Origin of the sequence: Nocardia sp. BMG111209 (assembly GCF_000381925.1) — a bacterium.
Classification (GTDB): domain Bacteria; phylum Actinomycetota; class Actinomycetes; order Mycobacteriales; family Mycobacteriaceae; genus Nocardia.
Genome location: NZ_KB907308.1, coordinates 824085 through 844080, shown reverse-complemented (window position 1 = coordinate 844080; position 19996 = coordinate 824085). Strand labels below are relative to the sequence as shown.

Here is a 19996-nt window from a genome sequence, read left to right as displayed (position 1 = left end):
CGGGTGGGAGTAATAACTTAGCCGGGGCAAGGATTTTTCTCCGGCAGGGAATCACCGTCCGTGACGACCAGGGAGACCGTATGACCGCCCCCACCGAGGTTCGCCGGTATCCGTTCGGCGAGCCGGTTCGACTCGAGATCCATCCGCTGTTCGCGACACTCCGCCGGGAGGAACCGGTTTCGCGCATCCGGTTGCCCTACGGCGGCGACGGCTGGCTGGTCACCCGCTACGCGGATGTCCGGCAGGTGCTCGCCGACCCCCGATTCAGCCGCGCCGCGACCGTCGGCCGCGACGACATCCCGCGCGCCACACCGGAACCCGCGCGGGCCGACGCACTGCTCAGTATGGATCCGCCGCACCACACCCGGCTGCGCAAGCTGGTCTCGAAGGCGTTCACCGCGCGCCGCGTGGCCGAATTGCGCCCTCGCGCACAGCAGATCGTCGACGGCCTGCTCGACACCGTCGAGCGCACCGGTTCGCCGGCCGATCTGGTCCGGGGGCTGGCACTGCCGCTGCCGGTCACGGTGATCTGCGAGATGCTCGGCGTGCCGCCCGCGGAACACCATCGCTTCCGGGACTTCTCCGACACCGTGATGGCCACCACCGCCTACTCGCTGGAACAGATCCGCGCCGCGCGGGCGGCGCTCGAGGACTACCTGTCCGAGTTGGTGGCCCGCCGCCGCGCCACGCCCACCGACGATCTGTACGGCGCCCTGGTCGCCGCGCGCGACAACGACGATCGGCTCAGCGAGGCGGAACTGGTCAACCTCGGCGTCACCATCCTGATCGCCGGTCACGAGACCACCGCCAACCAGATCGCCAACTTCACCTATGTGCTGCTCAGTGATCCGGATCGGTGGGAGTTGCTGCTCCGGCGGCCGGATCTGGTGCCCGCCGCGGTGGAGGAACTGCTGCGCTACGTGCAGCTGGGCAGCGGCGCCGCCTTCGCGCGGGTCGCCACCGAGGACGTCGAACTCGGCGGTGTGACCGTGCGCGCCGGTGAGTCCGTCTTCGCCAGTATCCAATCCGCCAACCGGGACGAGGACGTCTTCGGCGGTTCCGAGCGACTGGACCTCACCCGGGAGACCAGTGTGCACATGGCCTTCGGTCACGGCGCGCACCACTGCCTCGGGGCCCAGCTCGCGCGGGTGGAGTTGCAGGTCGCGCTGAGCTCGCTGCTGCGCCGCTTCCCGGCGCTGCACCTGGCGGTACCGGCCGACGAGGTCCCGTGGAAGACCGGCCTGCTCGTGCGCGGACCGCGCGAACTGCCGGTCGGGTGGTGAGCCGGCGGGACCGGTTTGTGACGGAAGTCTGACCGCGCGGCCGCCGACGGCGTTTCGGGTCGGTGCGCGGGCCGCGGTTCCGGAAGGATTCCGGCTATGAGTCCCTCCGGTATCGCGGGCTGCTGAGCCATGCGGGTATTGCTCACCGGCGCCGCCGGTTTCATCGGGTCGCACATCCGGCGCGCACTGATCGACGCCGGTGACGAGGTGGTCGCGGCGGATCTCATGCTCGCCGCCGCGCACGGGCCGGCGGCCGTCCCGCCGGACGGGGTGCAGCTGGCCGATGTGCGCGACCCCGAGACCATGGCGCGACTGCTGCGCGGGGTCGATGTGGTCTGCCATCAGGCCGCGGTGGTCGGCGCGGGGGTCGACGCGGCCGACGCGCCCGCGTACGCCTGCCACAACGATCTCGGCACCGCGGTACTGCTGGCGGCGATGGCGGCGGCGGGGGTGCGCCGGCTGGTGCTCGCGTCGTCGATGGTCGTCTACGGCGAGGGCCGGTATCTCGACGCGAATTCGGCCGACGTGCAACCGGTTCCGCGCCGCCGTGACGATCTCGACCGGGGCTGCTTCGACCACCTCGACCCCGGCACCGGGCGGCCGCTGGCGTGGGCGCCGATCGGGGAGGACAGCCGGCTCTCGCCTCGCAGCCTGTACGCGGCCAGCAAACTGGCCCAGGAGAACTACGCATTCGCCTGGGCCGCGGCCACCGGCGCCGCGGTGACCGCGCTGCGTTACCACAATGTCTACGGCGACGGAATGCCCAGGGACACTCCGTATTCCGGGGTCGCCGCGATCTTCCGGTCGGCCCTGGCCGCCGGGGCCGCACCGCGGGTGTTCGAGGACGGCGGGCAGATGCGGGATTTCGTGCACGTCCGCGATATCGCCGCGGCCAACCTCGCCGCGGTGCACCGGCCGCTGCCCGGATTCGTCGCGCTGAACATCTCCTCCGGGGTGCCGATCAGCATCCTGGAGGTCGCCGAGGCGCTGGGCCGGGCACACGGCGGCACCCCGCCGATCGTCACCGGCGAATACCGGTCCGGGGATGTGCGGCACATCGTCGCCTCGCCCGAGCGGGCCCGGACGCTGCTGGATTTCACCGCCGCCGTGCACCCGGCCGACGGACTCGCCGAATTCGCCACCGCCCCACTGCGTTCCGTCGCCGCGGTCGGTGCGCCGCAGTGGCGGTGACGAATTCGCCGCGGTGGGTTCGCGGGCTGGCCGGCTATCCGGTGCGGATGCCTCGGGGTTCGACGGACGGATCGGGCCGGTCCGGGGCGACCTCACCCGCCGCCAGCGGTAACCGAATCTCGAAGCGGCAGCCCACCTCCCGATTGCAGGCGGTGATCTCGCCGCGATGGGCCTGGATCAGTCCGGCCGCGATCGCCAGGCCCATCCCGCTGTTGCTGCCGATACCGGTGGCGGCGGGGGAGCGGGCGGCGCTGCCGCGGTAGGCGACCTCGAAGATGCGCGGCAGGTCGGTGGCGGCGATTCCGGGGCCGGTGTCGTCGACGCGGGCCCAGGCGTGACCGTCGGCGCTGCCGGTGACCACGTCGATGCGCCCGCCGGGCGGGGTGTGCTCGATGGCGTTGGCCACCAGGTTGGTGATCACCCGGGTCAGCGCGCGGTCGTTGCCGCACACCGGGATCGGCGTATCCGGCTGCCGGGCGCGCAGCGCGATCCCGGCCCGGTCCGCGGTCGGCCCGGTCGCGGCCGCCACCTCGTCGATCAGCTCCCGCAGATCGACCGGTTCGAGGGTCAGCCGCAGGGCGCCGGAGTTGATCTTCGACATCTCGAACAGGTCGTCCACCATGGCCGAGAGCCGATGGGTCTCCCGGACGATCTGCTGCGCATAGCGTTCCAGCGTTTCGGGCCGGTCGACCACGCCGTCGGCGATCGCCTCGCTCATGGCGAGGATGCCCGCCAGCGGGGTGCGCAGATCGTGGCTGACCCACGCCACCAGTTCCCGCCGGGACCGCTCGGCGGCGCGCTCCTGTTCCAGCATCTGCCGCTGCCACACCGTCTTCCGGGCCTGCGCCCGGCCCAGCACGATCGCCGCGGGAACCGCGACCGCCGTCACCACCGCGAGGACCACGGCACTGCGCTCGAGTTCGTGGGTGAACATCAGCCCGCTCACCGCGACCAGGCCGGTGAGCGTCGCCAGGGTCGGGATCAGCACCAGCACAACCATGCTCGTGGTCAGGCTGCGGTTGTGGGTGAGCCGCATCGCGAGGGCGCCCAGCGCGGTGACCGGCACCGATCCGGCGAGCGCGTAACCGATCAGGGCCGGGATGTCATGCGGCATCGCCGGCCCCCGTCCCCGGCCGGCCCCAGGCGTAGCCGCGGCCCCACACCGTCTCGATCCGATGGGCATCGCCGAGTTTCGCGCGCAGCCGCTTCACATGCACGGTCACCGTCGAATGATCGCCGAAGGTCCAGCCCCACACCCGTTCCAGCAGTTCGTCCCGGCTGAACACCTGGTGCGGATGGGCGATCAAAAAGGTGAGCAGATCGAATTCGCGCGCGGTGAGTTCGACGCGCCGCTCGCCGACCAGGACCGCCTGCGCCTCGGGCCGCAATTCGACGGCGCCGCTGCGGAGCACGCGTTCCGGGCCGGGCCTGGCCTGCGCGGCCCGGCGCAGCACCGAGGCCACCCGCAGCGCCAATTCCCGTGGGCTGAAAGGTTTCACGACGTAGTCGTCGGCCCCGGCCTGCAGACCCAGCACCCGATCCTCCTCCTCGCCGAGCGCGGTCAGCAGGATGATCGGGATCTGCGGATGCGGGCCGGTGCGAACGATGCGGCACAACTCCACCCCGTCCGGCGGCGGCATCATCACGTCCAGGACCGCGAGATCGATCTCGTTGCGCGCCAGGATGTCCGCGGCCGCGGGGCCGTCGCCGGCCTCCACCACCGTCAGGCCGTCCAGCTCCAGATAGCGCCGGACCACCTCCCGCACCACCGGATCGTCGTCGGCCACCAGGATCCGCATCGTCGTCACCAGTTCGTCGCCAGCAGATGGTTGAGCAGCAGGGCCGCCACCGCCTGCGCGGCGAGCCACCAGCGGGCGCCGCGGGCCGGCAGCAGCGCGGTGGCTGCCAGCAGCCAGACGTCGAACGGCAGCCAGATCCGTTCGGTCTCCGCCTTGCTGAGCCCGCTGAGGTCGGCCGCCGCGATGGCGAGCAGTCCCGCCGCCGCGAGCAGCGCCGCCGGATCGATCGCGGTGCGCCAGCGGCCGAGCAGTTCGGACCGGCGGGTGAGGGCCGGGAAACCCAGCCCGCGAACGACTTCGGGCAGCGCGGCCGCAGTGGCCAGGCCGACCGCGCAGACGGTGGCCGCGAGATTGCCCCACACCCAATAGGAGTACGGCCGGTCCGAGGCGATGCCCTGGTAATACCGTTGCACCACGAGGTGATAACCCTCGAGCCAGGAGAATCCGGACGCGGTGAACGCCGCGACCACCAGCGCCACTCCGACCAGTGCCGGCGCCGCCGGGCGGAAACCACGCGCCGCCAGGATCGCCGCCGCCGGGACCACCATGAGCGTCAGGCCGTAGTTGAGATACAGGCCGTAGCCGAACAACAGGCCCGATGCCAGCGCGACCACCGGCCAGGCCGGACGTTGCCGGGTGGCGACGGCCAGCAGCGCCACCGCCCAGGCCGTGACCCCGGCGAAGAATCCGTCGGCCGACACCCCGACCCAGACCGCGGCCGGGGCGAGCACCAGGAAAGGCAGTGCGGCCCTTGCCCGATCGGGCGCGCCCAGCGCGTTCAGCGCGACCGCCACGGCCGCCACCGCACTGGCGCCGACGAGTACGCACAGCCAGGCCGCCCACGCGCCGCCGCGCAGGCCGAGGCGGTCCAGCAGGACGAAGGTCAGCAGCGCGCCGGGCGGATGGCCGGAGACGTGGGTCGTCCACGAATCGGGCCGGAAATCCAGGATGCGCCCGGAGAATCCACGCAGCATGGCGCCGATGTCGTGGACTCCGCCCACCTCCCACAGGTATTCGTGCTGCCGGGTGAGCCGTCCGGCGAAACCGACCTGCCAGCCGTCGATCATCGCCAGCGCGAACGTCCACGCCACCGAGGTCAGCCAGGACACCGTCAGCAGGGTGCGCCAGGACAGCCGCCGCGCCAGTTCCGGCCCGGCGAGGACCACCGCGGCGGCGATCGCGATCGCCGGTCCGGTGCCCCAGCCGATGTGGGGGCCCCAGATGCCGAAGATCGGCGCCGCGGCCGCGTAGAGGCGCAGGCTCCACTGCGGGCCCCGGATCTGCGGCAGCGCGAACGCCGCCACGACCAGCAGCGCCGCGACCGCGACGCATGTCCACGCCGCGAGACCGCGGGCACGCCGGGGGATATCGGTGACGACCGCCTGCTGCACGGCTTCACGATAGGCCGTGGTCACCGGGGTATTCGCGGCGATCGGCGCGGCCGGCCCGGTTGTCACACTTTCGTCACCGGGCCGGTGTCCGGGCCGCGCGCGTCGAATGTGCTGGTCCCGTCATACTTTCGTCACCGCGTCATACGGGTTCGGCGCGGCCCGGCGGCCCTACGGTCGATGCCGTGACCGAGACACACGAGGCGCCGGACATCACCGTGGTGATCCCGTGCCACAACGAGGCGGGTGCGTTGCCGGGGGTACTGGCCGCCGTACCGACCGGATACCGGGTGATCGTCGTCGACAATGCCTCCACCGACGACACGGCGGCGGTGGCGCGGGCGGCCGGCGCGACCGTGGTGACCGAATCGACGCCGGGATACGGTTCGGCCGTACACGCCGGGATCCGCGCGGCGGATACCGAACTGGTGGCGGTACTGGACGGTGACGGTTCCCTGGATCCCGGCGAAATCCCTTTGCTGGCAAGCGAATTGGTCGCCGGTGTGGATATGGTGGCGGGCCGTCGCCGGGCCGTGGCGCGCGGCGCCTGGCCGTGGCACGCGCGAGCGGGTAACGCGCTGCTGGCCACCGTGCTGCGCCGCCGGCACGGCCTGCCGGTCCACGATCTGGCCGCCGTGCGGGTGCTGCGCCGCGAGCGGCTGCTCGCGCTCGGCCCGCTGCACCCGAGGTCCGGATATCCGCTGGCGCTGCTGCTCGGCGCGGCGCGGGAGGGCTGGGGCGTGGTCGAGCGCGATGTGCGGTATCGGCCCCGGACACACGGGGTCTCGAAGGTTTCCGGTTCGGTACGCGGCACCGTCGGCGCCGTGCGGGACTTCTGGAGTGTGCTGTGAGGCCGATCGACGCCACCCTGCTGGTGATCGCCAAGGCACCGATCGCCGGATTCGCGAAAACCCGTCTGACACCGCCGTTCTCGCCGACGGAGGCGGCCGGGCTGGCGGCCGCGTCGCTGCTGGACACGCTGGCCGCGGTGCGCGACAGCGGCATCCGGCATCGGATGGTGGCGTGGACCGGCGATCTCGCGCGGGCCGAGCGGGCCGACGAGATCGCCGTGGCGCTGGCCGATTTCGAGGTCGTCCCGCAGTCCGACGGCAGTTTCGGTGAACGCCTCGCCGGCGCCCACGCGGACGCCGCCTGCGCGGGCCTACCGGTGCTGCAGATCGGGATGGACACCCCGCAGGCCGGTCCCGAACTGCTGGCCGCGTCCGCGGCCCGGCTGCTGGCCTGCGGCGATACTGTGCTGGGTCCCGCCACCGACGGCGGCTGGTGGGCGCTGGGGCTCACCGATCCGGCCGCGGCGAGCATCCTGGTCACGGTGCCGATGTCGACCGCCCGCACCGGCGAGCTCACCGCATCGGCCCTGCGCCGCTACGGGTGTCGCCTGCACCGGCTGCCGGCCCTCACCGATGTCGACACGGTCGCGGAGGTGGAGCCGGTCGCGGCGCTCCGGGCGGGCGAGTTCGCGCGGGCGGTGGCGCGGCTGCGCGCCGCCCGGCTGCGGACGACGGTCTGAGCCGGACCGCTCAGTCCCAGGCCGCGTTCACCGCCGCCGCCAGGTCGGCGGCGCGCAGGTCCAGTGCGCCCTCCACGATGTAATTGGTGACGTAACCGAAGGCCAGGCCCCGGGTGGGATCGGCGAAGCCCAGGGCGCCGCCGCGGCCGGGATGGCCGAACGAGGCGGGACCACCGAGCGCGAAACTCTCTGTGGGCAGCATGAATCCGGAGGCGTAGCGGCTGGGCAGCAGCATCACCCGGTCGATGCCCGCGGCCTGCTCGACAGTGGCGTCGGCGAGGGTGTCGGCGGTGAGCAGCCGGTGGCCGTCCACGTCACCGATCAGCGTCGCGTAGAACCGGGCCAGGCCGCGCGCGGTGCCGATCCCGTTGCTGGCCGGGATCTCCGCGGCCTGCACGGCGGGCGAGTCGAAGTCCGGATCCGCCGGATCGGTCACCGCGAAGGCCCGGTTCGACAGGGATTCCGGATCCGCGGCGGCGGCCAGCAGCGGGCGCAGCGCTTCGGGGATCCGATCGATCGGGATCGCGGAATAATCGGGTTGCGGCGCGAAGACCAAGCGGCTGACCCGGTTTCGCTCGGTGTCCGGCAATCCGATGAAGAAGTCGATGCCGTGCGGGCCGGTGATCTCCTCGGCCACGAAGCGGCCCGGACTCCGGCCCGACACCCGCCGGATCACCTCGCCGACCAGCCAGCCGAAGGTGCGTCCGTGATATCCGTGCGCGGTACCCGGTTCCCACAGCGGACGCTGCGCGGCGAGTGCGGTGACCATCGGCTCCCAGGTCAGCGCGTCGGCCAGCGGTACCGGATGATCCAGGGCGGGCAGCCCGGCGCGATGGGACAGCAACTGGCGCACCGGGATCGCGGACTTGCCGGCGGCGGCGAATTCCGGCCAATACCGGGACACCGGTGCGTCGAGGTCCAGCTCACCGCGCTGCGCGAGCAGATGTGCCGCGGCCGCGGTGACGGCCTTGGTGGCGGAGTACACCAGTTGCAGGGTGTCGCGTTCCCAGGGCCGATCGGTCGCGGGATCGGCCAGTCCGCCCCACAGATCGACCACCGGCTGTCCGTCGCGGTAGACCGCGACCGCGGCGCCGACCTCGCCGGCCTTCTCGAAATTCGCCGCGAAGGCGTCGCGCACCGGCTCGAATCCCGGTGCCACCGTTCCGTCGATCGCCGTCATCGCCGTACCCGATCCGTCATGGCCACGTCCAACGCCGCACGGGCCGTGCGCATTCCGTGGCGGATCACGACAGTACCGCCTGGGTCTGGGTCGTCTTGGCTACCAGCGCGTCCGCATCGTCGCGAATCTCGGTCTCCACGACGACGAATCGGCGACCGGCGTGCAGGGGGCGGGCGGACGCGACGGCGTATCCGGACCGGACGGCGCGCAGGAAGTTCGTCTTCGATTCGACGGTGGTGGTGCCCTGGGCGCCCTCGGGGAGGTTGAGGAACGCGCACACCGCGGCGGTCGCGTCGGCCAGTGACATCAGCGTGCCGCCGTGCAGGGCGCCGCCGAGGGTGCACAGGTCCGCCGACCAGGCCAGACGGCTGCGCACCAGATCCGCGCCGTGCGCGAGCACCTCGACGCCGAGGCGGGCGGTGAAGGGCATCGTGCGGTGGAACAGGGCCGTGCCCTCGCGATCGAGTCCGGAGTTGTCGGTCATGGATCGAGCCTGCCCGATCCGGGCAGGCTCGATCCATAACCTCTCGGGTAATCGTTCCGGCCCGGGCGGCGTGCCCCACCGCCCGGACCGCGGTTACCGGTGGTCAGGCCAAATAGTCGAATTCCCCGGCGCGGCAGCCCAGGATCCACGCCGAGAGCTCGGCGCGGGTGAACTCCAGGGTGCCGGCATCGGGGTTGTTGCTGTTGCGGACGGCCACACCGCCGTCGGGCAACTCGGCGCATTCGACGCAGTTACCGTCCGGTCCACTGAAACTCGACTTGCGCCAGTCGAGATCCACGGCGCGAGTCGCATTCTGGTCGATCATCGGTACCTCCGAGGTGATTGGTGACTGTATGCGGGCGACGCTGCCAGGCCGGGAATCCGTGGGAACAGATCGAATCCCCCTGGGGATCAGCCGGCGACGATTATCGACAGGGGTATTCCCGCAGATAGCCGGGCTAATCGTGCTCCACGGTACGTTCTCGATTCCTCGCTGCGGTACCCCTATTTGCGAGATTTGCAAATCACACCGTCGAACCGACTATCTTCAACCATGCCCGATCTGCGGCATTTACGCAGTTCGGCCGGATAGCCGAACTGTTGCAAGAGTATGTGAAATGGAAGTAGCCGAGGATCTCCGTGGAGATAGCAGTGAGTATGCTGAAAATGAGCCGAAATTTTCGCAACCTTCGCCGGTGCACGTGCATACGGTCTTGCATCCGTGAGTGCATGCAGCCGAAGTCAATTCGCTGAATTCGCAATACTTTTGGTTATGTCGCGATACAAAAGCGTTCGCGACGATGTCGCCGACGGATGTGAATTCGGTCACTGGGAGAGTTCACGACACTCGGTGGGCGCCCGCGGCGGGAACGGCGACGAAGGCCCGGGGCGGCGAAAAGCCTTCCGTGTGGAACTTCCGGGTGATCCGGGATTCGATATGTCCGGTCCGGTCGGAATCGGTCAACGCGATGATGCTGCCGCCGAATCCGCCGCCGACCATCCGGGCCCCGTGCGCGCCCGCGGCCAGCGCCGCGTCCACCGCGGTGTCCAGTTGCCGGGTCGAGATCGCGAAATCGTCACGCAGCGAAGCATGTCCGGCGGTCAGGATCGGGCCGATGTCGCGCGGATCACGGCCCTCGCGCAGCATGTCCACGGTCGTGAGCACGCGCGCGTTCTCGGCGACGATGTGCCGGGCACGCCGGCGCAGTACCGGATCGGCGATCGCCGCCACGTCCGCGAGGTCGGTGATCGCGCCGAGCGTCGGCACCCCCAGGGCCGCGGCGGCGGCCTCGCATTCGCGCCGGCGCTCGCCGTAGTCGCCGTCCACCAGCTGATGCGGCGTATTCGTGTCCACCACCAGCAGTTCCAGGCCGGAGGCCGCGAGATCGAACGGTACCTGCGCGTGCTCACCCGCACCGAAATCGAGGAACAGCGCGTGCCCGGCGGTGCACAGTACCGAGGCGGACTGGTCCAGGGTGCCGGTCGCCGCGCCGACGTACGAATTCTCCGCGGTCCGGCCGATATCGATGAGATCGGCGGCGCCGACCGGTAATTCGAACAGGTCCCGGATCGCCACGGCCACCGAGCATTCCACCGCCGCCGAGGAGGACAGGCCCGCGCCGACCGGCACCGCGCCGTCGAGTTCCACGGTGAGGCCGGTGATCGGGTGCCCGCGGCGGACGTACTCGTGCACGACCCCCAGGGGATAGCGGGCCCAGCCGGACACCTCGGCGCCGGCCAGCCCGGCGACCGGCAGTTCGATCCGCTCACCGGGGTGCTGCCGCGAGGACACCCGCACCAGCCCGTCGGAAGTCGTTGCGGCGCGGCAGGTCACGACGTGCGGGAGGGCGATCGGCAGTGCGTAGCCGCCGTTGTAGTCGGTGTGCTCGCCGATGATGTTGACCCGGCCCGGCGCCACCCACACCCCACTCACGCTGTGTCTGCCAAGCGTGCGCGAGGGGCCTTCGTGGTGACGCTCCGCTGCCGCCTCCGGCCCTGTCCCACTCATGCGGCGACCGCACGCAGTTCGGCGGCCACGATCTCGGGGGTGGTGTCGCTGACGAAGACGTTCATGCCGGATTCGGAACCGGCCAGATACTTCAGTTTCCCGGCGGCGCGGCGGATCGAGAACAGTTGCAGATGTAGCCACCAATCCCCGCGCGGGGCACCGGATCTCACCGTCGGCGCCTGATTCCAGGCGGCGATGTACGGCATCGGGGTGTCGAAACGGTTGGCGAAACGCCGCTGTACGTCCAGATAGAGCGCGGCGAACGCCTCGCGCTGGGCATCGTCGAGATCGGGGATGTCGGCCACCCGGCGGTGCGGATACAGCTGCACCTCGTAGGGCCAGCGCGCGAACGGCGGGACGAAGGCCGTCCATTCGTCGTTCGCCGCCACCACCCGCAGGCCGGCCGCGCGCTCGGCGGCGAGCAGATCCTCGAACAGGTTGCCGCCGTGCGCCTTCCGATATCCCGCGAGATTGTCCGAGATCTTCGCGACCCGCGGCGTGACGAACGGGTAGGCGTAGATCTGCCCGTGCGGATGCGACAGGGTCACGCCGATCTCGGCACCGTGGTTCTCGAAGCAGAAAACCTGTGCGACGCCGTCGATCTCGGCCAGCTCGGCGGTGCGGTGCGCCCACACGTCGAGTACCAGCCGCGCCCGCGCCGGTTCGAGTTGCGCGAAGGAGCAATCGTGGTCGCTGGTGAAGCACACCACCTCACAGCGGCCGAATCCGTCGCGCAGCGGTGTCAGCGGTGAACCGGTCACGGCCGCTTCGACATTCGCCCCCGCGGTCGACAGCGACGGGAAGCGGTTCTCGAAAACCGCCACCCGATAGTCGGATTCGGGGATCTCGGTCGCGCGCTCCGGGGTGGACGGGCACAGCGGGCACAGATCGGCCGGCGGCAGGAAGGTCCGGGTCTGCCGGTGCGAGGCGAAGACCACCCATTCGCCGAGCAGGGGATCGAACCGGGTCTCGGAGGCGGTGGTGGTGTGCGGCAGGTCGCGGCGGTCGGTCGCGACCCGGGTCACCGGCGTCTCGTCGAAGTACAGGATCTCCCGGCCATCGGCCAGTTTCTGCCTGGTGGTGATCACCACGCGGACATTACACGATGAATGTGAGCGCTAACATCGGCCGTTCGGAGCATCGATCACGATGCCGCTACCGGCCTCGTCGCCGGTCGCCGGGATCAGAACTCGGAGCCGTACGGCGTGCCGGGGCCGGACGAGCCGGACGTGGGCGGCGGGGGGACCGCGACCCAGGCGCCGCAACTGGTGGTGCGGAAGGCGACGTCGGTCGGCTTGATCAGCACCCGTACCGGGGTGGTGTGGGTGAGATCGCTGGCGACGACGTAATGGTTCGGATCGGTCTCGTCGCCCGGTTCGGCCACATGCCACAGCCGCTGCCAGAAACAGCCCGTCGCCGGGTCGGGGCTGCCGGTGGACTGATAGATCCCCGGCGCGATATCGATGCCGACCCGGTACAGGCCGTCGCCGGGAACGGCCGTCCCCGGATCGGCGCCCGCGAGGGCGGTGGCGAGCACGGTGGCCGTGGCGGCCACGGCCCCGGCGCCGGCGAGCGTGCGTCCGCGCACGGCGGTCCTCCTCCGAATAGCCTGCGGGCCCGCCGGTTTCGGCGGCGCTCCGCGGTCGAGCGGCGGCGGGTCCCGGACCCGCTCGTCTCCGGTCTAGCAGAATCGCCACGAGCGCAGAACCCGCTCGCGCGAATCGGTGTCCCGTCACCATCGGCGGGGCCGCCGGATTGGTCATTGTCCCGGGCCGCGCGGTGATGCCTTTCGCGCGCGCCTCGCGATATTGCGGGCATGAGTGTTCCGATCCACCCGCAGATGTGCGGACCCCGGTGCGCGCGGCTGTGCACCGACGCCGGCCTGACCGCGGTCCTGGCCGCCGAACAGGGCCTGCTGCACTGGCGGGCGTTCCAGCGGCTCGGCGACATCGGCCTGGCCGAACATGCCGTGCAGGAGACCTTGTTACGCGCGTGGCGCGCCTGCGCCACCTACGACCCGATGCGCGGCAGCGTGCGCACCTGGCTGCAGTCGATCGAGCGCAATGTGCTCACCGATGGCCTCCGGATGCGGGCGGTGCGGCCGTCGGAGACCGGCTGGGACGATGTCTCGGACGGATCCGACTCACGGTTGGCCCGACCGGATTTCGCCGACTCCGTGGCGGACGGCCTGCTGGTCGACGAGTTGCTGGCCCGGTTGCCCGGCCCGCAGCGGCACGCGGTGGTGCAGGTGATCCTGCGCGATCGCGCCTATCAGGACGTGGCCGCGGACCTCGGCGTGCCGGTCGGTACCGTGAAGACCCGGGTGCACTACGCGCTGCAATCGCTGCGACGGTCGCCCGTGCACGCTGGTGCGACCGGAACGCGCCATCGCTGAACCGAATTCCGGCCGGCATCGTTTGCCGGACAGGGCGCCCGTGGGGGCGCCCGCTCGCGTGGAGCAAGGAAGGTCCCCTCATGACTCGGTTCACCGATCGCAACGCCGGCACGAGCTCGCTCGATCGCCGCACCGCTCTCGCCGGCGCCGGTGTCGCCGCGGCGACACTCGGCCTGGTCACCGCCTGTGGCAGCGGTGATTCGCCGGCCGCGCCCGTCCCGGGCTCGTCGCAGCCGCCCGCACCGCATCCGGCGCCGGTTCGGCAGCCCGCGCCGGCCGACGCGCTGGCCGCGGCCGCCGATGTACCGGTCGGCGGCGGCGTGATCGTCGGCGACACCGTGGTGACCCAGCCCGCGGCCGGAACGTTCCTCGGCTTCTCGTCGCGGTGCACACATCTCGGCTGCCTGGTCAATCAGGTTGCCGATGGTTTGATCAAATGCCCGTGCCACAACAGCTCTTTCCACCTCGACGGCACCGTGGCCGGCGGGCCGGCGCCTCGTCCCCTGGACGCGCGGGCGGTTCATGTCGACGGCGATCAGATTCTGCGCGGCTGAATCCGCGGATCGGCGATAACTGTTCGATAACGGAGCGGTTGTTCGGTTGTCTTTTGATGCTGATGTTGCCAGAGTGAGCCGCTGGGTTTGGTGTTACTAGTGGGAAGGAGGGGCGCCCCGCTCCGGGTGCGCCGTCCGAACATGAAGCAACCAAGCATCACCAGGGCCGGTCTGCGCTGTGCCACCACTGCCGCGGCCGTCGCTGTCTCCGTCGGATTGTTCCCGTCGGCAGAGTCGGCCGCGGCCCCGGACACTCCGGGCATCGCGGCGAGGCTGACCGGCAAGACCGTATTCCTGGACCCCGGTCATCAGGGTCCCAACCACACCGAGGACCTGAACCGCCCGGTCGACGACGGCCGCGGCGGCACCAAGGCGTGCCAGACCACCGGCATGACCACGATGAACGGCGTGCCGGAGCACACCGTCAACTGGAATGTGGCGCAGCTGGTCAAGCAGTCGCTGGAGGCGCTCGGCGCGAAGGTCGTGCTGAGCCGTCCGGACGACACCGGCTGGGGCGGTTGCGTCGACGAACGCGCCGCCGCGGCCAATCGGTCGGGTGCCGACATCGCGATCAGCATCCACGCCGACAGCGCGCCCGCGGAGGATCACGGCTTCCACCTGATCGTGCCGCAGCTGCCGGTGCCGGACTCCGTGGCCGATCAGGTGCAGTCGGGGGCCGGGCTGGCCGCGTCGAAGGCGATGCGCGACGCCTACGTCCAGGCCGGTTTCGAGCCGGCCAACTACGCCGGTGTCGTCGACGGGTTGCAGACTCGCAGCGATATCGCCGGACCCGCGCTCACCCGCGTGCCGGACGTGTTCGTCGAGATGGGCAACGGCGGCAACACCGAGGACGCGAAGCTGCTGGAATCGCCGGAGGGGCAGCTGAAGCACGCCGTGGTCATCACCACGGGCCTGGCGGGATATCTGCTGGGTATCACCAACGGCGGACCCGCGCGCACCGACGGTACCGCGCAGCCGGGCGGCGCCGACGCCGCGCATCCGGATGCCACCCGGCCCGGTGGTGTCACTCCGGCGATGAACCGTGCACCCGGTGAGAATCCCGGCGCCGCACCGGGTTCCGATGCCGCCCCGGGTGGTGTCGCGCCGGAGGGGGCGGTGAATTCCGAGGCCGGGCCGAATACCGCGCGGCCGCAGGGCGCCTCGCCGGAGGCCGGGACGGCCGCGCCGGAAGCTGCTGCGCCGCAGGGTACTGCGCCGCAGGGTGCGGGGCCGGAAGCTGCTGCGCCGCAAGGTGCTACGCCTGAGTCTGCTGGGCCGCAGGGTGCTGCGCCGGATGCTGGCGCGCCGCAAGCTGCTGCGCCGCAGGCCGCTGGGCCGCAGGGTGCGGGGCCGGATGCTGCTGGGCCGCAGGGTGTTGTGCCTGAGACTGCTGCGTCGCGGGGTGCCGCGCCGGAGGCCGCCGCACCGCAAGCTGCTGCGCCGGAGGCAGCCGCATCGCAGGCCGCCGCAGGACAAGGTGCGGGGCCGGAGATGGCGGCCCTGCCGGGTGCGGGGCCGGAAGCCGTTGTGCCGCAGGGTGGTACGCCGGAGGGCGTGGCTCCTGCCGGTGCCGTACCCGGGGTCGTCCCGGTCGGTGCGCCGGAACCGATTGCCCCGCAAGCGGTTCCGCAACAGGGTGCGCCGGAGGCGGGGCCGCAGGGCGTGAATGCGGGCCCGGTGCCCGCCGCCGGACCCGAACCGGCCGCTCCGGCGCCGCTCGGTCCGCCGGTACGGATTCCCGTGTCGACGCCTGGCTCGATGACCCGTGAGGTGGTCGGTCAGGACGCGCCGGGCTTCCCGGCATTGCCGAGTGTTGCCGGAGTGCGGCAGGGTAGTCCGGCGGCACAGCCGGGTGCACCGGAGATGCAGCCGGGCAGCCCGGGGACCGCAGGAATCCAGCCACGCACCCCGGGTCCGGGAACCGCCGGAATCCAGCCGGGTGCTCCGGGTCCGGGAACCGCGGGCATTCAGCCGGGTGCTCCGGGTCCGGGAACCGCGGGCATTCAGCCGGGTGCTCCGGGGATCCAGCCGGGTACCCCGGGTGCGCAACCCGGTACCGCGGGAATCCAGCCGGGTACATCGGGTGGTACGCAGGGTTATCCGCCGGGCACCTTCGGGATGCCGCAGTTCCCCGGCAGTCCGGGCTATCAGGCCCCGTCCGGTACCGGCCCGTCCACCGGAAACCGGTCGCTGCCCGGACAATCCGCCCCCGGCGGCATGTTCCCGCAGACCGGGCCCGGTAACGGTGGCATGACCGACTCGCTGGTCAGCACGGTCGTCCAGATGCTGCTGCCGCTGGCGAAGAATCTGGGCATGGACAACTCGATGGTCAGTTCCGAGTTGATCAACCTGGCCTACACCCTGGTGGCCACCCTCCTGGCTCCCAACAAGTAACCGCGTCACCGATCGTGCCCCGCACCCGGCAAGGGGGCGGGGCACGATCGTTTCCGGCGGTGTGCCGCCGGAGCGGGTCGCGGGGGGCTACTAGGGTGGTGTGGATGCAGCGTCCGATTCCTGTCGTGGTGGTGGCCGGGTTCCTGGGAGCGGGGAAGACCACACTGCTCAACCATCTGCTGCGGCAGCGGGACGCGCGAATCGGTGTGGTGGTCAACGACTTCGGCGCGGTCAACATCGACGCCCTGCTGGTCGCCGGGCAGGTCGACGCGATGGTGTCGCTGGGCAACGGATGCGTGTGCTGCGCGGTCGATGTCGGTGAACTCGACGAGATGTTCGACCGGCTGGCCGATCCACGGCAGCGCATCGACGTGATCGTGGTCGAGGCCAGCGGTCTGGCCGAACCCGGCAACCTGATCCGCATGGTGTTGAGCAGTGACAATCCGCGACTGTGCTACGGCGGTCTGCTGGAGGTGGTCGACGCCGAACATGTCGACGACACCCTGGCCCGGCATCCGGAACTCGCCGAGCAGCTGCGGCTGGCCGATCTGGTCGTGATCAACAAGGCCGATCGGGTGCCGGCCGGCCGGGCGGCCGAGGTGCGGCAGCGGGTCCGCGAGCTGGCCGGCGGCGTGCCGGTGCACACCACGTCGTTCGGGCGGATCGACACCCGGCTGCTGTTCGATCCGCCGGAGCGGGCCGCCGCGCCGGTCGCCGAACAGCTCAGCTTCGACGAGCTGCTGGCCGACGAGCACGAGCACGGCGAGGACGGCCATCGGCACCTGCACGACGACTACCAGACCGTGACGTTCACCTCGGACACCGGACTGGATCCCACCCGGTTGCTCGACGTGCTGTCCGCGCCGCCCGCGGGGCTGTTCCGGGCGAAGGGGTGGGTGACGTTCGCGACCGCGGGGGAGCAGAACCGGTTCCTGGTGCATCTGGTCGGCCGGCATCTGGTGTTCGAACCCGCGCGCGGGTCCGGGACCACCCTGGTGTTGATCGGATCGGGTCTCGATACCGTCTCGGTTGCCGCGGCGCTACGGGCCACCGAGCACGCCGGTCCCGGCCCGCTCGACGAGCGATCGCTACTGGGTGTCTGGCGCTACGTCCCTCGTGAGCCCGCCGAACCGACTGTCGAGGAAGAGTCCGTACCGGACGGTACGTCCGACCTGATCGACCGGTAACGGTGGCGTAGCCGGTCTGCGGACCCCGGCGTGATCCGGCGGAAACCCCGGGGAAATACCGCGGTTCTACGGTGGCGGCACGTTGTACCGAGGACCGGAGGTGTGCCGTGCTGGTGCGGGACATGCTGGAGGAACCGTTGTCGTTGCGGCTGCGGCACGCGCAGCCGGTGGCGCTGGACCGGGCGGTGGCCCGCATCTGCGTCACCGATATGCCCGATCCGTCACCGTTCGTGACGCCGGGTGCGCTGGTCTGCACCGGTCTGGTGTGGCGGCGTGCCGCGGACGACAGTGCGCACTACATCGGCCTGCTCGCCGCGGCGGGCGCGGTGGCGGTGGCCGCCGGGCAGTCGCTGTACGGGCATGTGCCCGACGATGTGGTCGGCGCCTGTGAGCGGCACGGACTACCGCTGCTGGAGGTGCCCGAGAGCCTGCCGTTCAGCCGGATCATCGAACATCTCGCCGAGCGCAACGCCGAATCCCGGTTGCGCCGGGTGAAATCCGGGCTGGCCCGGCAGCGCCGATTGCTGACCGCGGTGGCCGACGGCCGCGACATCGACGCGCTGGTGGGCGAATTCGCTCGCGACTGCGGTGTCCGGGCCTGGTTGCTCACCTCGACCGGCACCGTGGTGGCGGGCGCCGGCGCACCGGACGACGACGTGATCGACCATGTGGTCACCGCCGCCGCGGGCGCGTACCGATTACCGCTGACGCTGCGCGACGGATATGCGGTGTGGCCGGTCGGTGGCCGGCTCGGTGATCGGATCACGTTGTGGTACCTGGTCGTTCGCGACGAGGACGGCGAGCTGGAGCCGGACGGTGCGGCCGCGGATCTGGCCGCCGTCGCGGAGCTCTACCGGATGCGGCACGCCGAGCAGTTGCGGCTGTCGTGGGAGATGACCGATCGGGTGGGGGCCCAGCCGCCGCCGGGCCCGGTGGTCGCGGTGGTGCTGGACGTCGTCGCGCCGGTACCGAAAAATGATGCGGTGGATGCGGTTTCGCCGCTGCCGGGCCGGGACGCGGTGCGCGCCCTGCTGCACGACGTACTACCGGCGGCGCGCACGACCGTCGATCCGGCGGGCCGGGTCGCCGCGTGGGTGACCGACGCGGAACAGGAGATCGCGGCGGTGCTGCGGCGCCGGCTGGGACGGCTGACCCCGGTGCTGGCCGGCGCCGCGTTGCGGGCCGGGGTGAGCGTGTGCCGGGCCGGCGAATCGGCCGCCGGTGCGGTCGCCGCCGCGGTGGCGGCCGCCTCCGTGGGCGGCGAGGGGCCGGTGGAAGTCCGTGTCGCGGACGTGGATTCGGCCTTCGGCCTGCTCACCGCGGTACCCGGCGAACTACAGCGCCGCTTCGCCGAGCGGGTGCTGGGCCCGGTCGTCGAATACGACCGGCGCACCGGCGCCGGACTGCTGGAGACGCTGGAGATCTTCCTCGGCTGCGCCGGCTCCTGGCGCCAGGCCGCCGATCGAATGCATCTGCACCTCAACACCGTTCGCTACCGCATCGGGCGGGTGGAGGAACTGACCGGGCGGGATCTGGGTCGGCTGGACGATCGGCTGGACCTGTTCCTCGCGGTGCGGGCCCGCGCCGGTCGCGATCACACCGCCCCGGTGTAGACGTCCCAGGCGATTCCGGCGTCCGGTGCGTCCTCGCGCCGCACCGTCGCCTGGATCAGCCCGTACGGGCGGTCGTCGGCGTGGAACACCTCGTCGGTGCTCGCGACGCCGAAACGGGCCAGATCGTAGGCGAAGTGGTGCTTGTTCGGCGCCGACAACCGGATCTCGGCGAGGCCCGGATACGCCGCCAGCGCGGTGCTGCCCATATCGAACAGCGTCTGCTGCAACGCTTTCGAGTGCAGCAGCGCGAACCGCTCCACCAGGACCGCGCGGATGCCGGCATAGGTGGCGTCCCAGTCCTCCGGCGGGGTGACGAAACGCCAGCGGGCCACCAGGCTGGTCGCCATCACCCGGTCTGCCGTGGGTTCGAGCACGGTGAACTCGTCGGTGAGGAAGCCGGCGAACTCGGAGCCGGTGGATTTGAGGATCACCAGATCCTTCACGCCGCCGATCACCCATTCGCGGCGCCGGGATCCGGTGCCCGCCACGGTGATCGCCGCGATCCGCACCTCCGGGCCGCGCCGGGTCCAGGTGTGCTCGTGCGGCGCGCCGCCGGCGAGCACCCGCTCCCAGGCGTACTCCTCGATCTCGATCCGGGCCGATTCCACCGGTGCGATGTCGTCGACGAAGTGCCGGGCCAGCGCCAGGCCGTAGTCCTCGATGCTGCCGTCCCCGTGGGTCTTCGCGTAGGTGTAGACGGTCTGCTTCTGCGAATCGGTGGGCAGCACGGAACTCTGGTCGCCGGCGGTGTAGGCGGCCGCGAAATCGCCACGCAGGCAGGTCGTCACGTTGAGATCGCGAATCTCGTGCCGGGGCGTGTCGCGGTAGATGCGCACCACCCGGTTCTCGGCCTTGCCGTACTGGTCGGCGCCGAGGACGATCTTGCCGGTCGAATCGGTCACATCCTCCACTGTGCCGATCGCGCCGCCGGTGCGGACCTGTACGAACGACAAATCCGGGGCCGGGGACGCGCGGCGTTTTGGTGTCCC

The 19996-nt window shown here is 71.2% G+C and carries 19 protein-coding genes; 9 read left to right on the top strand and 10 right to left on the bottom strand.

Annotated features, from left to right (window positions below):
- The first annotated feature begins 80 nt into the window (after nt 1–80).
- Both G361_RS0127445 and G361_RS0127440 read left to right on the top strand, forming a co-directional pair.
- Nucleotides 81–1283 (top strand): cytochrome P450, encoded by a 1203-nt coding sequence (locus G361_RS0127445; protein ID WP_019930333.1) that lies wholly within the window; start codon nt 81–83, stop codon nt 1281–1283.
- 129 nt (nt 1284–1412) lie between these two features.
- Nucleotides 1413–2474, top strand: coding sequence for an NAD(P)-dependent oxidoreductase (locus tag G361_RS0127440; protein WP_019930332.1), 1062 nt, complete (start codon nt 1413–1415; stop codon nt 2472–2474).
- Nucleotides 2475–2508: 34 nt separating this feature from the next.
- Here the strand turns inward: G361_RS0127440 and G361_RS0127435 are convergent, their stop codons facing one another.
- Genes G361_RS0127435 through G361_RS0127425 form a run of 3 tightly spaced genes read right to left on the bottom strand, consistent with a single transcriptional unit; the run spans nt 2509 to nt 5640 of the window.
- Entirely contained in the window at nt 2509–3588 is a 1080-nt protein-coding gene (locus G361_RS0127435; protein ID WP_019930331.1) for a cell wall metabolism sensor histidine kinase WalK, read from the bottom strand.
- Entirely contained in the window at nt 3578–4273 is a 696-nt protein-coding gene (locus tag G361_RS0127430; protein ID WP_036495897.1) for a response regulator transcription factor, read from the bottom strand. The genes G361_RS0127435 and G361_RS0127430 overlap by 11 nt, the downstream gene beginning before the upstream one ends.
- Before the next feature lie 5 nt (nt 4274–4278).
- Nucleotides 4279–5640 carry a hypothetical protein gene (locus G361_RS0127425; RefSeq protein WP_036495896.1) on the bottom strand — a complete coding sequence of 454 codons (1362 nt, stop codon included), beginning with the start codon at nt 5638–5640 and terminating at the stop codon, nt 4279–4281.
- A gap of 206 nt (nt 5641–5846) precedes the next feature.
- On the opposite strand from G361_RS0127425, the gene G361_RS0127420 reads away from it, so the two are divergent.
- Together G361_RS0127420 and G361_RS0127415 are read left to right on the top strand one after the other, a co-directional pair.
- Entirely contained in the window at nt 5847–6512 is a 666-nt protein-coding gene (locus G361_RS0127420; protein WP_019930328.1) for a glycosyltransferase family 2 protein, read from the top strand.
- Nucleotides 6509–7192, top strand: coding sequence for a DUF2064 domain-containing protein (locus G361_RS0127415; protein ID WP_019930327.1), 684 nt, complete (start codon nt 6509–6511; stop codon nt 7190–7192). The genes G361_RS0127420 and G361_RS0127415 overlap by 4 nt, the downstream gene beginning before the upstream one ends.
- Before the next feature lie 10 nt (nt 7193–7202).
- Here the strand turns inward: G361_RS0127415 and G361_RS0127410 are convergent, their stop codons facing one another.
- From G361_RS0127410 to G361_RS0127385, 6 genes are all read right to left on the bottom strand, one after another.
- Complete coding sequence (locus tag G361_RS0127410; RefSeq protein ID WP_019930326.1) at nt 7203–8372, bottom strand: serine hydrolase domain-containing protein; 1170 nt, start codon at nt 8370–8372, stop codon at nt 7203–7205.
- Between the two features lie 64 nt (nt 8373–8436).
- Entirely contained in the window at nt 8437–8856 is a 420-nt protein-coding gene (locus tag G361_RS0127405; RefSeq protein WP_019930325.1) for a PaaI family thioesterase, read from the bottom strand.
- Nucleotides 8857–8959: 103 nt separating this feature from the next.
- Nucleotides 8960–9181, bottom strand: a complete 222-nt coding sequence (locus G361_RS0127400; protein WP_019930324.1) for a DUF397 domain-containing protein — start codon at nt 9179–9181, stop codon at nt 8960–8962.
- Nucleotides 9182–9694: 513 nt separating this feature from the next.
- Nucleotides 9695–10789, bottom strand: a complete 1095-nt coding sequence (galK, locus tag G361_RS0127395; RefSeq protein WP_196814648.1) for a galactokinase — start codon at nt 10787–10789, stop codon at nt 9695–9697.
- A 71-nt stretch (nt 10790–10860) separates the two neighbouring features.
- Nucleotides 10861–11931 (bottom strand): galactose-1-phosphate uridylyltransferase, encoded by a 1071-nt coding sequence (galT, locus tag G361_RS0127390; protein ID WP_026343580.1) that lies wholly within the window; start codon nt 11929–11931, stop codon nt 10861–10863.
- Between the two features lie 116 nt (nt 11932–12047).
- Nucleotides 12048–12452 carry a hypothetical protein gene (locus G361_RS0127385; RefSeq protein ID WP_019930321.1) on the bottom strand — a complete coding sequence of 135 codons (405 nt, stop codon included), beginning with the start codon at nt 12450–12452 and terminating at the stop codon, nt 12048–12050.
- Between the two features lie 228 nt (nt 12453–12680).
- On the opposite strand from G361_RS0127385, the gene G361_RS0127380 reads away from it, so the two are divergent.
- From G361_RS0127380 to G361_RS0127355, 5 genes are all read left to right on the top strand, one after another.
- Nucleotides 12681–13259 carry a sigma-70 family RNA polymerase sigma factor gene (locus tag G361_RS0127380; RefSeq protein ID WP_231387107.1) on the top strand — a complete coding sequence of 193 codons (579 nt, stop codon included), beginning with the start codon at nt 12681–12683 and terminating at the stop codon, nt 13257–13259.
- Between the two features lie 80 nt (nt 13260–13339).
- Nucleotides 13340–13813 (top strand): ubiquinol-cytochrome c reductase iron-sulfur subunit, encoded by a 474-nt coding sequence (locus tag G361_RS0127375; protein WP_019930319.1) that lies wholly within the window; start codon nt 13340–13342, stop codon nt 13811–13813.
- A 141-nt stretch (nt 13814–13954) separates the two neighbouring features.
- Entirely contained in the window at nt 13955–16207 is a 2253-nt protein-coding gene (locus tag G361_RS51910; RefSeq protein WP_019930318.1) for an N-acetylmuramoyl-L-alanine amidase, read from the top strand.
- Between the two features lie 104 nt (nt 16208–16311).
- A complete protein-coding gene (locus tag G361_RS0127360; protein WP_036495889.1) occupies nt 16312–17394 on the top strand; it encodes a GTP-binding protein in 1083 nt (360 codons plus the stop codon).
- Between the two features lie 107 nt (nt 17395–17501).
- The gene (locus G361_RS0127355; RefSeq protein WP_019930316.1) at nt 17502–19007 is read left to right on the top strand and encodes a PucR family transcriptional regulator; all 1506 of its coding nucleotides are present in this window, start codon (nt 17502–17504) and stop codon (nt 19005–19007) included.
- On the opposite strand, the gene pucL is transcribed toward G361_RS0127355, so the two are convergent.
- Complete coding sequence (gene pucL, locus G361_RS0127350; protein ID WP_026343579.1) at nt 18989–19909, bottom strand: factor-independent urate hydroxylase; 921 nt, start codon at nt 19907–19909, stop codon at nt 18989–18991. The two genes, G361_RS0127355 and pucL, sit on opposite strands and share 19 nt — an antisense overlap.
- Nucleotides 19910–19996 lie beyond the last annotated feature (87 nt).